This window comes from Alkalinema sp. FACHB-956 (assembly GCF_014697025.1).
Classification (GTDB): domain Bacteria; phylum Cyanobacteriota; class Cyanobacteriia; order Leptolyngbyales; family Leptolyngbyaceae; genus Alkalinema.
In genome coordinates, this window is the sequence record NZ_JACJRC010000002.1 from 210626 (window position 1) to 225920 (window position 15295).

Consider the following 15295-nt stretch of genomic DNA (forward strand, 5'->3'; position numbering starts at 1 on the left):
CCTCATACTCAATGCTGCTTACCTTAAATTCTGTGCTCTGAAACAGTAGAATGCAGTCTTGTTCGACTGGGCAGGCTGAGATCGAAATCCCCAAATAGATAGGTAGCAATTTCTACAAAAAGAGATAGATCGGGAGCAAGCGAAGTCGTAGATAATTTATGCCTAGGTAGCATCGCAATTACACATCGACTACACGATTATCCATCAACTATCTATCACTTGTTATCGATCGCTTAAGAGGGGAAATATGGTTAGCCACAAGGTGAATGTACCTGATCATGTGATTAAAAATGTCGAATCTATTGTGAAGCTCCAGAGCCAGCAGGAGCAGCATGATACTCTACATTTAAAGTTCCTCGATCGCTTAGCGATGATGAGTAGCAAGCCAGCGTTTCTCTATGGCTTAATCACCTTTTTTTTCCTGTGGTGGTTATCGAGTAAGCTGCATCGCATTGGGGTGCTGGATTTAGGAATTCCGGATTATCATTTGCATGAACAGTTGTTGGATACGGTTGCTTTACTGTTATCAACAACCCTTTTGATTCGGCAAAATCGCCAAGATAATCTAGCCAATCAACAGTCCCATTTAATGTTGCAGCTAGATTTATTAACAGAGCAAAAAATTGCAAAAATTATCGCGCTGCTTGAAGAATTGCGTGCTGATTTACCGAATGTGATCGATCGTCGGGATCACGAAGCAGAGACGATGAAGGAAATGACCGATCCAGAACTTGTGATTACAATTTTGCAGGAAAATCTTCAACCCCTTCAATAGCTGCGTTGGTATTTGCAGTGAACCCCACAAAGTGGACAGGTAATTAAGTGGACAGGTAATTAAGTTCTGAAAACTCAAACCATGATAGGAGTCTTTCATGGGCAATAAACGCAAACAATACAGCGCCGATTTCACAGCCTAATGCTTGCATTTGGCTACTCAGTCAATCGTAAGCGAGTGCAACGACTGATACGAGACATGGCCTTATTCGTGCTCTATCCCAAACCGAAGGTGAGCCCAGCCCATTTAGAGCATCAGATCTATTCCTATCTCCTCCGGGGGTGACAATCACCTAGGTAAATCAAGCTTGGTCAATGGACATCGCGTATTTACCGGTTGGAGGAGGTTATTTCTACCTAGTTGCGCATGGATTGGTTCAGCCGAAAAGTGCTGTTTTGGGGGGGGGCTCTAATCTAATAGTCTGGAGGTGTCCTTTTAAATAACGACCTTGCACTGGACACCAACCCGACGATCACCATCCTGCAATGAGAACTCAGTACGGTGGGGCACACCGCAAACACTTGGGTCTACCGCAAACGACACCTTTGCCAGAGCACTTTCAACATTTGCCGATTTCGCTCTGGTTGCATCGCTTGCTGCGGCTACCTATCATACAATAGCCCCCCTTCCTGCATTCGATCGAACATGGGCTTACGGCTTACGGCTTACGGCTTACGGGTTTTAACCACTGCCCCCTCCATGAGATTTGTTTTTCAGCTCTAAGCCCCCAAGAGCGTCGTAGCTCTGGCCATAAATCCCGCTTGGTTCAGAGCCGCGACCGTTGCCGCACTATCTTTGACACGGAATTGCTGGCCAAAACGAACAAATTGGCGGCGATCGTTGGCAGACACGATCGCGACGACCGGAACTTTAGCACTACGATCTTCGCTGGTTTGCGATCGCAAAATTGTGCGTAGATTATGCTGGGCTTCCACATCACTAGCCTTTTTCAGATCGAGTTCCACCATCACTAGTCGAACCTGATCGATCGGTTCCGCGTCATCAATGATGAACTGCACTTGCTCATCCCGGCGATCGACCGTGCCCCACACCATCAAGCGGGCATCCGGTTGCATTAAATAGCCAACTTTTTCAAAGGACTTCGGAAAGACTACCGCTTCCGTTTGGCCCGTCAGATCTTCCATCTGCACGATGCACATTGGATCGCCTTTTTTCGTGGTGACCTGCTTCACGCCGATCAGCATCACGACGGCACTGACACTTTGTTTATCGGGCATGTCCTTCAGGTCACCCAAACTGATGGGAGCGAGGACTTTGGCCGATTTCCCGATCGTTTTCAGCGGATGGTCGGAAATATAGAAGCCCAAAACTTCCTTTTCTAACCGCAGCCGTTCCTGCTGGGGATAGTCCGCTACTGGGGTCGCTTTCGGAGCCGATTCCGTCGTCGATCGGGGCGTGGCGGAAACTGTGGCCATGTAGTCGAACAAATTGCCCTGACCAATTTCCCGATCCTTAGCCCGCGACTGCGCCCAGTCCAACACCACTTCCAAATCCTTAATCAATTGGTGGCGGTTGGGATCAATACTGTCGAAGGCTCCACAGTAAATCAGCGATTCTAAAGCCCGTTTGTTCAGCGTGCGGCTATCGACCCGATCGCACAAATCCGCCAAGGACTGGAACGGGCCACCCTCTTCCCGCGCTTGCAAAATCGCTGACACGGGGCCAAATCCGACATTGCGCACCGCTGACAGGCCAAACAAAATATCTCGACCATAGGGGGTAAAGTCCACCCCCGATCGATTGATATCCGGCGGCAGCACCTCAATGCCCATGGATTGCGTGGAGGCAATATAGCGCTGCACCTTATCCTGATCGCCACTGTTGGCCGTCAGCAGCGCCGCCATGTATTCCACGGGATAATGCGCTTTCAGGTAAGCCGTTTGATAGGTGACGTACCCGTAGGCCGTGGAGTGGGACTTGTTAAAGCAATATTCCGCAAACAGAACCATTTGGGCAAACAGATCCGCCGCCACCTTTTCATCAATGCCGTTTTTCTTGGCCCCAGCGACAAAGATTTCCTGGTGCTTTTCCATTTCGGCTTTCTTTTTCTTACCCATGGCGCGGCGCAGCAAATCCGCTTCTCCCAGGGTGTAGCCGCCCATATCCTGGGCAATTTTCATGATCTGCTCCTGGTAGACCATGATGCCGTAGGTTTCCTTAAGGATCGGCTCTAAAACCTTGTGTTCGTAGGAAATTTGTTCCCGTCCGTGTTTCCGGTTGATGAACTTGGGAATCAGCCCCGCATCCAGCGGTCCCGGTCGATACAGCGCTAGGACGGATGAAATATCTTCAATCCCAGAGGGTTTGAGATCCCGCACAATCTGTCGCATCCCAGAAGATTCCAACTGGAACACCCCTTCCAAATCGCCTCGGGCTAGAAGTTTGTAAACCTCCGGATCTTCCAAGGACAGCCGATCGAGGTCAATTTCTTTTTGGTAATTCTGCCGCACCAAGTCCACGGTTTTTTGGATCATGGTCAAGTTCTTCAGACCTAGGAAGTCCATTTTCAGTAGACCCAGAGACTCAATGTCTTCCATGAAGTATTGAGTAAAGACCGCGCCATCATCGTTTTTCTGGAGCGGCACAATTTCATCCAGCGGTTCCGCAGAAATCACCACTCCTGCTGCGTGGATGCCTACACTCTTGTTGGTACCTTCGATGCGAATGGCGGTGTCAATCCAATCTTTATAAGTAATCGTTGTTCCAGGCACGATCGCGCCACTGTCGTATTTCTCTTTGAATTCCTTCGTGGGGGTGTCACTGGAGATCATTACCTTGAGCTTAGTTGGCTTACCCCGCATTACCGGAATCATTTTCGCCATTTTGTCCGATTCGCTGTAGGGCACGTTCAGCACCCGCGCCACATCCTTCAGCACCGCCTTGGAGGTCATGCGGTTGTAGGTAATAATCTGCGCGACCTTTTCTTCGCCGTACTTTTGCGTCACATAGTCGATGACTTCTTCCCGCCGATCGATGCAAAAGTCCGTATCAATATCCGGCATCGATCGCCGTTCTGGATTGAGGAAACGCTCAAACAGCAAGCCGTGGTGCACCGGATCGATGTTGGTAATGCCTAGGGCGTAAGCAACCAGGGACCCCGCCGCCGAACCGCGCCCCGGCCCTACGGGAATGTTGTTATCACGGGCGTATTTGATGTAATCCCAAACCACGAGGAAGTAGGCATCAAAGCCCATTTGTTGCATCAGTTGCAACTCGTATTCCAAGCGATCGCGATAGTCCTGGGAAATTTCTGCATAGCTGGAGACTTGGAACCGATCGATCAAGCCTTTGCGGGTCACTTCTTCAAAGTAACTCGCCAGGGTATAGCCTGCGGGCACGGGATAGTCTGGAATGCGCGGTTCTCCCAGAATGTTGTAATCTTCAATCTTCGCAGCGACTTCTAAGGTATTCGCGATCGCGACTTGCACCACATCTTCCGGCAAGTGATCGCGGAATAACCAACTCATTTCCTCGGCGGATTTCAAATATTCCGTTCCGGTATACCGTAGGCGTTTCTCTTCGCTGATCAACTTACCCGTTTGGATGCAGAGCAACGCATCGTGGGCCTCAACGTCATAGCAGGAAATAAAGTGGGAATCATTAGTCGCCACCAGCTTGATATCCAATTCCTGGGCAATCCGCACAATTTCGGGATTGACGACCCGCTCTTCCGGCAAACCGTGGTCTTGGATTTCTAAGTAATAATCATCCCCGAAACGATCCTTATACCACTGGGCCACTCGCCGCGCCACGTCCCCCCGTCCTTGCAAAATCGCCTGGGGAATTTCGCCCCCTAGGCAAGCGCTAGTGACAATCAGCCCTTCTCGATATTGTTCTAAGTAGTCTTTGTTGATGCAAGGCCGACCAAATAGACCTTTCCCCTGTTGGCCCTTCAGGTTAGAAATCGTGGTCAGCTTTACGAGGTTCTTGTAGCCAATTTTATTTTTTGCCAGAACAATTTGGTGGTAGCGGGGTCGGCGCTCCTGTTTCGCAATGTCACCATTGATGATGTACATTTCGTTGCCCAGAATCGGGCGGATGGGCTTGCCTTTGCAGACCTTCAGCATTTCGATCGCCCCGTACATGACGCCATGGTCTGTCAGTGCGATCGCGGGCATTTCCAGTGCGATCGCGCGATCGATCAAATCCGGTAACTGGCTAGCACCATCGAGAAGGCTGTAGTCGCTATGGATATGCAAACCAACAAAAGACATGGCGTTTCTCTGGACGTTTTTTAAGGCTGGGACAGGTTGAAACCGTTAATGTATTGCGAACTAAGGGCTGCTCAACAGGCTTCCCTTAACTCACAATGTACTTAACTCATAGTGCTAGAGGAGCCTCGCTAGAGGGACTCTGCAAAGGGTAATCAGATTATAGTCACTATATGTAGTAGGTCAATAGTTTTACACAACTATTAGTAGTGCTACCAGTTGTGCTACCCATCGTAGTCCTCCTAGTCGTCGTGCTACTAGTCTTAGTGTTACTAGGTGTTACTAGGAGAAATAGTGCAGGCCATCTCGGGTTCTTGCCATGCGCTAGAAATTTTGCTGTAGTGGATCCCTAGAGCGCCAATCCCCCCAGAAAGTGCACCGACCTAACTCCTTCTTAGATGGTACTTTCGTATTAAAATGGAGTCAAGAAAACCTGAATATTAAAGAAAGCAGGACTAGTTTACTGCAAAACCGTTACTACAAAACTGTTACTGCAAAACTGTTACTGCAAAACCGTGGGTCTAGGTACTTGGTGCATTGCCAGCCTGGGCGATCGCGGGATGCAAGACCAACTTCTTGTAGGATTGGGAAGGACGCAAGCTGTGATTGCTCTCACTTGCTGGCTCAATCCTTGGAATTTTGACTGGAATATAGACCATGAATCCTGCGATCGCGCTTATTCAGACCGTCTTTCAAGCCCCCCCTAAGCCCTTCGATCCCATTAATCAAACCCTCAAGGGATGGGCCGTTTACTGCCTGCGCGATCGGGGGTTTAAAGTGGTTACATTTTCACCCAAAGCGGATTTTGTCGTCGAAAGTAAATCCGGCGATCTTCTGTTTAAAGTGACACAGGATCCTGAGTCAGTGGACCCTGCGCAAGTCAACTGGATTGTGGTGGCCCGATCGGGGCAGGACGCCCAAGTCATTCCTGCAACAAATGCTTAGAATCGAAACGTTGTCTAGATATGCAATATATTCATCAAGCAATGTAGATAACGCATCAAGCTAATCCAGGTGATGACTTCGATCAGCGCTAATCAAGCGCTAATCAATCACGCTTAATCGTTGTTGATTTCCCCAACCCCCCTTCAAAGACTTTGAAAGACCTGGGAAAAATACTGCTGATACAACTCACAACTGGGAACAATCCGATGGGATTGGACTTGGATGAGTCCTTTGCTTTGAAGTTTAAACGCGAGAATTGGCTCCAAAGAAATGGGAGTTTCCGACAAGACCACTTGCCGAAAGGCTGCCAAAAGCTCAGGATACTGCTGTAGTTCAGATAGTTGTTGGCGCAGGTAAGAACTATAAATCCCATCGGGGGCTAGGGCCGAGAGGGTGAGTTGCTCCAGACTGACTCGTTCGGTGCTGAGGTAGTAGATGGCTAAATGGGCTAAGTGCGTATTTGCACCGACCAATTTGAGAACCTGCCGAGCGACATCCGCCGCATTGGCTAAGTGGTAACGCTGCGCCAGATCTTGAACTTGGGATTCGGTTAAGCCTGGTAAATCCACCATCAACCCTGCGTTAAACGGAGACTGAGCAATGCTGAGGGGCACATATACTTCCGTGGAATGAATCAGGATGAGCCGCAGCTTCTGCCAGAGTTCGCTGCGATCGTCGCCATAGCGCGCTTTTTCATACCAAGCTCGCAAAATTCCAAAAAAGTCTGATGCTACTTCAGGATATTCAAATACTGCATCGATCTCATCGAGTGCTAGCACCAATGGACGATCTAATGCTGGCAGCAAATAGGTTTCAAAGTAATGGGTGCAGTTATAACTTGCCCCAAACAGGTCATCCCAGCATTCTCCCAAGCGATTGGGTAATTCCAAATCCCGCGTCACTACTGCACAGAACCATTGCAAAAAGCGAGATAAATCCCTAAAAATGCTGGCATCGGCAAGGCGTAGATTCAACATCACCGTGGCAAACTGATTTTCCCGTGCTTGCATTAAGGTGCGGGCGACTAGGGAGGTTTTCCCCATTTGCCGAGGAGCCTTGAGCCGTACTAGCCCGCCCGGTTGCAGAATGGCTTCATAGCAGAGTCCCTCCGCAGGCGATCGAGCAATGTAGAAAGGTGAGTCTACAGCCAGTTGTCCATTGGGGGGGAGCAGTGGGCGTTGGGCTGTGATGGTGCTTTCAGAATCGGTGTAGTCGTCCGGATTCAGCACCAGTTCAAAGGCTCGGAAATAGCAATCCAAGGTTTGATGATCGACGGGCACCTTGCGGCCTCTGACTCTGGCTAAGGTGTTGGAGCTTAACCCGGTTCGATCGCTCAGATCCTGAAGCGTATAGGGTTTCCCTGCATTGTCTTGCTGACTTAAGCGCATTTCTGCCGACTGCAAACGTTGCCAACCTTTGGCACTGAGCAGGATACCTCGTTTACGCTTTGCGGGTTGATTGGACTGGGACATGTTGGTCAGCATGAGAAAGCTTTTATTGGAGCATAGTTATGGACAAAGACGGTTGAACTGTTCTTAAATGAACAAATTCTTATCTAGAGAAGAAATTTTAGTAATGGTGATTCCGTAGGTGTCTTGATCCATAACGATGACTCACCCGAAACACTTATAGATTACAGACTACTCTGTCAAGGAACTCTACGGATCAAAGAATAAACAGGAATTGGGAAGGGAGGTAAGTATCGGTAGACATAAGTGTTAGTTTCGATCGACTTGGAGTAGCTTGCCTTGGGCACTCCCCTTGGCATCAGTGTCGTCTTGCTTGGCTAAACGCCTTGAATAAACAGTTATGAGGGGCAGAGAGAACTATCGTCCATAGGATTTCCTCGAATATTCTCAAACATTTAGGTAACATTCAGGTAATTACTGTGTTTGCTGATACTGCGATGCCCTGAATCGAAGGATACAAGGCTGTCTGGAGCTTAACTTCAAGTCTCGCACCACTGAATCATCGCGCAGATCAACAGCCTTTCTTGCACCGACCAACTGCCTCAATCTGACTCAATCACTGAAATGAGGTATGCATGATCCCTGATGGCCGATCGCAGGGATTGCCTTCCATGGAGTTGCTAGAGCACTCAGGTCTTTGGAGCAGGATAACGCAGTTTTCATCTTTACATTAAGTTACGTCTAAGGGGAGTCTCTTTGCTACTTCTAAAGTCTGATCCTCTATGAATTGGAAATTATGAGTGAGTATGATATCGGAGCATAGTTTTGAATCATGGTGATTCAAGGAATAATTTTTAAGATTTTATCGGTTGGAGCATTGCTCGCTACAGCCTGATGGAAGCCTTGATCTGAATCAATTGCACTATGAACTCAATTCACCATGCGTCAAGCGCACTACGTGGGACAGATTTTCTAAGTAGCAACCCCAGAAACCAAGTATGGCTAAATATATCTGTGTAGCCTTCTATACTGATGTGATTCTTGTCAACTTCAGGCGTGATAGCAATTCATACTAGGAATGTTGCTAAGTGGAATACTAACTAGGGTGAGTCAACATATTGGTGAGCCTGATTGTCACCATTGTTATTGCAAACGGAATCTAGCTATCAACTGGTGACAATTTGACTACAGTGATAATTTAGCCACGGTGATAACTTGGCTACGGTGATTGGGATAGAGTAATTTAGCTTTCTCTATCCAATGAAGTCACTTTAAGCTGATGAGAGAAATTATGGGTTAGTGTAATGACTGCAAAAATGGTGATGCTTTCTATTAGGGAGTCGGTGAACTATCTAGGGAGTTTGTGATTGGATCCATCACTGCTTCGTGTAGGAATTCCATAACTTGGAGAGTACTGCTTTGATCGGTTGCTCGATCGCAAGCCGAGTTCGATCGAAAGCAAGGCGATCGAATTGACCTGATTTATGAAGATACTCTCACTCAACACCTTGGAATTTCTGGGTGGTTTGCTCAAGATTTATATTGAATTGCTATGTTGAATTGCTCTAGAGTGAGATTCACAAGTTGTGATATCTTGCACAGATACATCAGGCTTGGACTAAATGAGTTTACCAATAGGAAGTCGTTGCACTGGATTGGGACATAAAATCAATAGCAATTCTGATTCGTTTTGATCTGAAGTGTGCCTAGGCTACTGCCTCAATGGCTGGTACGAGCCTCATTCAGGTCTTTAACGTTAGACGTTGATTGAAATAGCAGTGTTGTTCTGCTGTGATTTGTGTAAATGGGAGCACCTTTCAATATATCTGGCTTGAATAAAATACCAGGAACACTGATTTTACAATCATTTTGTTGATTGATTAACGCTCTTATTCTAACTAAAAATCCTAATCTGTCGTACGTTATTAAACTAAAAAAATCAGTAATTGCAAATTAATAATTTTCACGATCTATCAAGGTTAAAAAGATTGTAAACGTAGTCTAATAAAATCAAATATATAGCGATCGATGAAGCAAAACAGGGTAGAGACAAGTTGATTTTTTGAACTATTCACCCTAGTTCTATGCTCTCTAATTATCTAATTAGTAGTAGCATCATTTAGTAGTAGCATCATCCGTGGAAAAGAGTGATATTGTGAACTGGTGACATTGTGAACTAATGGCAGAGAAATGATATTTGGTGAACAAACGATATTTGGTAAGCAAACATTCGATCGTGGTTGATTTTAGACTGATTATAAGTGTTCGGAATCATAGATGAGTGGCAGATCCATGTTTTAGGTTGATGCTTCTGTTGCTACAGGCAAAAATGAATGTATCGTCTGCTACGAAAATATAGCAACCTATTATCAGCCCATCTGATTTATAGCTTGACTAAACTTGTAGGCTGACTAAAGGATTTATAAGTTGACTACAGGTGGATTAGAGTCTATTTGCCTTAGACCCAAATTACCCTGGAATCAAAAATACTTAATGTATGCAACATGTATGCAACATTTTAGAAGACTGGCTTGGAACGACTTCACTACGAACGAGTTAATCACCCTAATATTTTGAGTTCACTGCCTTACTGAGCATACTTGATTCATGCTTGATAATCATCATTGAAATTTTAATTAAGTATTCGGTTGAGGGGAGTAAAACTTCCAGAATCAGTCTAAAATAAAGGCTAGCCTAAAACAAAGACTTAGTCTAGAATGGAAGTATTTGCTGGAATTGTTTTTTGAGGCTTTCCCTATGCTTCTGGCAAGTAATGTAGCGAGAATTTCAATTGAGATAAATCTACAAAAAGATAGGTTCACAAGATTAGGTTTGCGGTGAGATGGATCTAAATGATGATGAGCTTGAGCTGGGTGGAATATGTGGCATTAAAATGATTGATAAAATGATTGATTTGCGAGGATAATTTGGGGTGATTGATTTTAGAAAATTAAGATTATATGCAAAATTCAGAAAATATTTCCTGGTCGAATCAATATTGAATCAAGGTTAAATTAATCAGGCTTAATCAGGTTCTTAGCGTTAGTCGGAATATTCACGTAGTTTGATTATCTGGACAATTCATCAATGAAAACAATTTTGGTGGTTGAGATACAGCAGACACGGTGCGATCGAATTGTCCAGATCCTCGATCGAGCAGGCTTCCAGGTTCACGTTGCGACTGAAGCTTTCAGTGGGTTAGCCTGCGCTCAAGCGTATCAGCCAAATCTGATTCTATGTACCCATGACCTGCCCCATTTAGATGGACTGAGTTTTCTGCAATCCTTGCGTGCAATACCGAGTATCGCACACCTTGCTTGTATTCTCCTATGTTCCCATGTGGTACCTGGCTTGCAGCGACGGGCAATGGCTGGCGGTGCCGATGATGTGTTGCTGTATGACACTAGGATGGAGCAGGACTTGTTAGACGCCATTCATAGTCGCCTTCGTCGCCAGATGGCAATTGTGCAATCATCCAGCCATTCCACCCAATGGATGTCAGGGAAGCCGGAAAGTTCTCCATCGTTTCCTTCTGTCACGGCTTCCGCCCCTGCCATCCCCTCAGACGGCGTAATGGGCTCATCGATTGGTGCACCAACCCTTGCGAGGCTAGGGAGGGGGGAAGCTGGACGGCCTAGCGAAGCAAGCTGGGACGCCGTGGCTATGCCCTCAATGTCGAGAATGCCGATGTCGTCGCTCCATAGTCAATTGAGGCGCGCGATCGACCAGCAAGAACTTGAGCTTTACTACCAACCTCAAATGGATTGCCACACGGCTCAGGTGAAGGGACTGGAAGCGCTAGTGCGCTGGCACCATCCAATTCTGGGAACGCTGTCGCCGGATGTGTTTATTCCGCTGGCAGAAGCAACGGGTTTGATTGTGCCCTTGGGAGACTGGGTCTTGCGGCAGGCTTGTCAACAAGTCCAAGCTTGTCAGCGATCGAGTGCGTCTCCTATTAAACTATCGGTCAATGTCTCAACCCATCAACTAGGACTGGGCGTCCCCTGGGTGCAGCGACTGATTGGGGTGTTACGTGAGACGCAATTCGATCCCCGCAACCTGACCTTAGAACTCACAGAAACTACGCTCATGCAAGAGATTGCGCGGGTCAAATCTTGTTTGCAGTTAGTGCAGGAGTTGGGTATCCAAATTGCTTTGGATGATTTTGGGACGGGCTATTCTTCCCTCAACTACCTCAATTGGCTGCCGATTAATGTGTTGAAGATCGATCGTACTTTTATTCAGAAAGTCACCTTTAATCAAACCTCTGCGGCGATCGCAGAGACGATTCTTCGGCTGGCGCAGCAATTACGCTTAGAAACGGTGGCGGAAGGGGTAGAAACGATCGAACAACTGTTTTTCTTGCGTCGCTATCAATGTCAAATAGTACAGGGATATTTCTACAGTCCTGCTTTACCTTTTTCTGAAACGCAAGCTTTCTTAAGCCAGCATCAGTTGGCTAGAAAGGCAATCGTTTAAGCAGAATTGCTCAAGATTTTAGCCAGACCTACCTATCACTTAACGGTTCATAACCTGCTGCCCACAACTTATACGAACCGTTAGTTATTAAGTTTACATAAGGCTCTACAAAAATACTTGCCATGGCCGTGAGATCCCTCACTAGAATGCAGAGGTAAGAGCTGCAACAGTTTTAGAAGGAATAGGGAAAATGGGGGCACGCGCCGGGATATGGGCAATAGCAGGATTGATGATGGTGACTATCTTAGGCTCGTCCAGCACTAGTCTTAGTCAGTCTTCCCTCTCTGTACGGGTTCAGAAGTGGCTCCAAATCCAAGAGATTGCAGGCACAGTCACCATTACGACCCCCCAAGGCAAACGTTCCGCTAAACTAGGGGATCGCTTGCAAGCAGTGGGTGACAGCATTACAACAGGCAGCAAATCGCGAGCCAAACTACTGGTAGATACCGCCATTGGGACGATCGAAGTTTCGGAAAATACTAAGCTCCAAATTCAAACGCTCAGTGCAGTCACGGATCAGGGGCGGATCACTCGATTGTCCATGCCCTACGGACGCGCCAGACTGAAGTTACGAAAGTTTACTTCTCCTAACTCCCGCTTGGAAATCCAAACCCCTGCAGGTGTCAACGGGGTTAGAGGGACAGAGTTCGGGGTGGCCATTCAACCGAACGGGAAAACTGGGTTGGCGGTCTTAGAGGGGGCTGTAGCCAGTGAAGCCCTCCGTCAAGAAGTCCAAGTTCCGGCTCAGTTCCAAAATTTTACGGTGCCAGGAGAGACCCCAAGCACCGTAGTCCCACTTAGGGAAGATACCAATTTGAACTATCAACTGCAAAAATTGGTGAATAGAGGAATTCGGCGCATTAAGTTTGTAGGCCAAGTTGATCCGGTTAATCTGGTAACTGTCAATGGTACCCCCCTAAACACCAATGCAGCCGGTCAATTTAGTGTGTTATTCCCTGCCCCCTCCCATCTAAACATTCAGGTTGTGGTTACAACACCACTGGGTACAGAAAAACGATATGACATCGCGCTTTAGGGAGTATATATGGCGGCTACTGCCAGGAGGACTCACGGCAGTGACCATGGGTCTTCTCCTGGTGATGGGTGCACTCAAACCTCTGGAATTGCTCAGCTACAACACCTTATTTTGGCTACGCGGACAACGATCGTGGGACGATCGCGTCGTTTTGGTCGCGATCGATGATGACAGTATCCGTCGGTTAGAGCGATTTCCCTGGCGTCGCAAATACTATGCCCAGGTTATCGACGTATTAACCAAGGCCAGCCCCAGTGTGATTGCCTTCGACTTAATTTTTTCAGAATCCAGTGCGGATGATGCCCAATTAGCGGAAGCAATGTTGCGCAATGGGCGAGTGGTGATGGCCCAAGCCATGGATGCCACAGGGTTACCCCTCCAGCCAGTACCCATTCTCCAAGAATCGGCCGTTGCGACGGGCCATTTGTTTGGGCAACCGGATTTGGATGGGATTACCCGCAAAATTCCGCTGCAAGGGAAGGATGATTTGGCCTTAGGGGCAGTGGCCACCCAGGTTTACAGTTTGGTCAAGCAGCCCATTGCACTCCCGGATCTCACCCAACCGTTTTGGATTAATTGGCCTGGATCAACTCGGCGATTGCAGCAATATTCCTTTGTGGATGTTTTGGAAGGACGGGTACCCGCTAACGCCTTCCAAGACAAGGTGGTGTTGATTGGGGTGACGGGAACGGGCTTTGATACGATGCTAACGCCCTTTGATCAGGCCCCTGCCACGACGGGCGTCTATCTCCATGCAGCGGTTGCCTCGAACTTACTCCAAGGGAATTCGCTCCGGGTCTATTTTGATCCTGTCTGGACTGCGGTTTTGTTGCTCTTGATGCCGGGATTGAGTGTACTGCTGAGTGTATGGCGTACCGAAATTCAATTAGCGATCGGGGCAACGTGCGGTGCAGTATGGATTATCACAGCATTGATTTTATTACATTCCAACATTTGGATTCCTGTTGCGCTACCAGTGGGTCTTCTAGTTTGCACGACCATTGCCGTTGCATTGTGTGAACGACTACGGATGAATTGGCTATTGCAGCGACAGGTTAGATATTTGTGGGAAGCCTATGTGCCAGATTTAATGCAGCAACGACCAGACTGGCAACCCGATCGCCTCCTGTTGCCCTCGACCCATCCCAAATCCATTCGAGCCGTGGTGCATCTAGCCAATCTCGCCGAAGAACTGGGCCGGTCACAATCTACTCAAAGTGCTATTTCTCGTAGTTTATCGGTGGCTCTGGTGGCTTTGGATGTCAAAGGTCATGTTTGGTTTTGTAATGCCTTGGCAGGGGAATGGCTTGGCGTTGAAGTGGGCCAGAACTTGGAGGGTGTTTTAGTGCCCCATTGGTACCCCGCGGATCAGTGGCACCAGGATATCTGGTTGCTTTGTCGAGGGCAGGAGATTGAAGTGAGAGAAGTGGAGGCCCACGATCACTCCTATAGTTTGACCCTACAGTTGCTGGAGTATAAAGAAGCCCAAAAAGTCACTGACTTTTCATTTATGAATCAGCAGGGATTGTTGCTGGTCATTGAAGATATCAGCGATCGTAAACAGGTTGAACGCAATTTGGAAAAACAAGTTCAAGAATTAGAACGGATTAGCCAACTCAAGGATGACTTTCTGAGTACGGTTTCCCACGAATTGCGAACCCCCATTACCAACATGCGCTTGGCGATTCAGATGCTGAAAATAGCCCAATCTGATAAGCAACGGCAGCAATATTTGGGCATCTTAGAGCAGGAATGTCATCGTGAGCGGGACTTAATTAACGATCTACTCGATCTTCAGCGGTTGGAATTGGGCCAAAATGTTTTGGAGCTGGCTTCGCTGAATTTGACAATTTGGCTGCCTGAAATTGTAGATTCCTTTGAAACCCGTGCTCGCACCCGACAGCAGCAATTATCTTGCTATGTTGAATCGAATCTGCCTGAAGTGTTTACAGAAGCTAGAAGCTTAGAACGCATCCTCACTGAACTGATTAATAATGCCTGCAAATATACCCCCCCCTTAGGGGAAATTCGGGTTTTTGCTCGGCGACTGACTGGCGATCGGGTACTGATTTCAGTCCGTAATACCGGCGTCGAAATCTCGCCTGAGGATCAGGTACAAATTTTTGAGAAGTTTTACCGAATTCCTAAGAGCGATCGTTGGCAACAGGGAGGAACTGGGTTGGGGTTGGCCTTAGTCAAACGCTTAACTAGTCATCTTCAAGGCACCATCCAAGTGAAGAGTGAAGATTTAGCTGCTGAATTTATTATTGAACTTCCCATCAGTTATACCTAGAATAATACCTATTCCTAAAGTGAGACTGAAGAACGGGGAATCGTGGGGTTTAATAGATAGACTCGTGCAATTTTGTTGTAAGTTGGCCACAGAAAATCGGGGGATGCGTTATGGCTGAAAGCTCAA

General features: G+C 47.3%; 8 protein-coding genes. 5 read left to right on the forward strand and 3 right to left on the reverse strand.

The genetic code is table 11. From position 1 onward, the window contains the following. Window positions 1-247 precede the first annotated feature (247 nt). A complete protein-coding gene (locus H6G21_RS04335; RefSeq protein ID WP_190570899.1) occupies window positions 248-775 on the forward strand; it encodes a DUF1003 domain-containing protein in 528 nt (175 codons plus the stop codon). A gap of 719 nt (window positions 776-1494) precedes the next feature. Here H6G21_RS04335 and H6G21_RS04340 read toward each other — a convergent pair. Continuing rightward, entirely contained in the window at window positions 1495-5010 is a 3516-nt protein-coding gene (locus tag H6G21_RS04340; protein WP_190570901.1) for a DNA polymerase III subunit alpha, read from the reverse strand. Between the two features lie 518 nt (window positions 5011-5528). Continuing rightward, window positions 5529-5666 (reverse strand): hypothetical protein, encoded by a 138-nt coding sequence (locus tag H6G21_RS04345; RefSeq protein ID WP_190570903.1) that lies wholly within the window; start codon window positions 5664-5666, stop codon window positions 5529-5531. Here H6G21_RS04345 and H6G21_RS04350 point away from each other — a divergent pair. Further along, the gene (locus H6G21_RS04350; RefSeq protein ID WP_190570905.1) at window positions 5665-5952 is read left to right on the forward strand and encodes a hypothetical protein; all 288 of its coding nucleotides are present in this window, start codon (window positions 5665-5667) and stop codon (window positions 5950-5952) included. The genes H6G21_RS04345 and H6G21_RS04350 overlap by 2 nt on opposite strands. 143 nt (window positions 5953-6095) lie before the next feature. Here H6G21_RS04350 and H6G21_RS04355 read toward each other — a convergent pair whose 3' ends face one another. Beyond that, window positions 6096-7424, reverse strand: coding sequence for an AAA-like domain-containing protein (locus tag H6G21_RS04355; protein ID WP_199307009.1), 1329 nt, complete (start codon window positions 7422-7424; stop codon window positions 6096-6098). 3024 nt (window positions 7425-10448) lie between these two features. Between H6G21_RS04355 and H6G21_RS04360 the strand changes: the two genes are divergently transcribed. From H6G21_RS04360 to H6G21_RS04370, 3 genes are all read left to right on the forward strand, one after another. Continuing rightward, window positions 10449-11840, forward strand: a complete 1392-nt coding sequence (locus H6G21_RS04360; protein ID WP_190570910.1) for an EAL domain-containing response regulator — start codon at window positions 10449-10451, stop codon at window positions 11838-11840. Between the two features lie 229 nt (window positions 11841-12069). Beyond that, window positions 12070-12876 (forward strand): FecR family protein, encoded by an 807-nt coding sequence (locus H6G21_RS04365; RefSeq protein ID WP_190570913.1) that lies wholly within the window; start codon window positions 12070-12072, stop codon window positions 12874-12876. Between the two features lie 46 nt (window positions 12877-12922). Then, window positions 12923-15169 carry a CHASE2 domain-containing protein gene (locus tag H6G21_RS04370; RefSeq protein ID WP_190570916.1) on the forward strand — a complete coding sequence of 749 codons (2247 nt, stop codon included), beginning with the start codon at window positions 12923-12925 and terminating at the stop codon, window positions 15167-15169. Window positions 15170-15295: the final 126 nt, after the last annotated feature.

Coding starts and splice junctions, on each gene's coding strand:
- H6G21_RS04335 (WP_190570899.1), top strand. CDS start 248: ATGGTTAGCCACAAGGTGAATGTACCTGATCATGTGATTAAAAATGTC.
- H6G21_RS04340 (WP_190570901.1), bottom strand. CDS start 5,010: ATGTCTTTTGTTGGTTTGCATATCCATAGCGACTACAGCCTTCTCGAT.
- H6G21_RS04350 (WP_190570905.1), top strand. CDS start 5,665: ATGAATCCTGCGATCGCGCTTATTCAGACCGTCTTTCAAGCCCCCCCT.
- H6G21_RS04345 (WP_190570903.1), bottom strand. CDS start 5,666: ATGGTCTATATTCCAGTCAAAATTCCAAGGATTGAGCCAGCAAGTGAG.
- H6G21_RS04355 (WP_199307009.1), bottom strand. CDS start 7,424: ATGTCCCAGTCCAATCAACCCGCAAAGCGTAAACGAGGTATCCTGCTC.
- H6G21_RS04360 (WP_190570910.1), top strand. CDS start 10,449: ATGAAAACAATTTTGGTGGTTGAGATACAGCAGACACGGTGCGATCGA.
- H6G21_RS04365 (WP_190570913.1), top strand. CDS start 12,070: ATGATGGTGACTATCTTAGGCTCGTCCAGCACTAGTCTTAGTCAGTCT.
- H6G21_RS04370 (WP_190570916.1), top strand. CDS start 12,923: ATGGGTCTTCTCCTGGTGATGGGTGCACTCAAACCTCTGGAATTGCTC.